Raw genomic sequence first — 261 nt, 5'->3', positions numbered from 1 at the left:
AAGCAGCTCTTCGGCTTTTTTGAAGTTGGAGACCCATTCTCGACCCTCTCGGGCAGCATAAGCGCGTGCCAATACGCTGATGATTCCAGTTTTTAGCTCTACCGGTGCCACGTCGCTGACTAACGTACGTGCCTTGCGCGCATAGCGGATTGTCGCGCCAACCGCAGCAAAGTCGCCTGCCTCGACCCTAGTGAAGCAAACTGTCGCGAGTTGAAGGTAGATTTTAGCTTTTGCATTCGGATCCTTGGCTCGTCGAAAGGC

General features: G+C 54.0%; 1 protein-coding gene. It reads right to left on the bottom strand.

Annotated elements, in window-relative coordinates; all coding sequences use genetic code 11:
- Positions 1-261 (bottom strand): hypothetical protein (locus tag Q4528_RS14415; RefSeq protein WP_303522322.1); only part of this gene is annotated, 261 nt, incomplete at both ends.

Origin of the sequence: Staphylococcus pasteuri, from assembly GCF_030547725.1 — a bacterium.
GTDB lineage: Bacteria > Bacillota > Bacilli > Staphylococcales > Staphylococcaceae > Staphylococcus > Staphylococcus pasteuri.
Note: the sequence above shows the minus strand (reverse complement) of the source record. Positions and strands in the feature narration are given on the sequence as shown.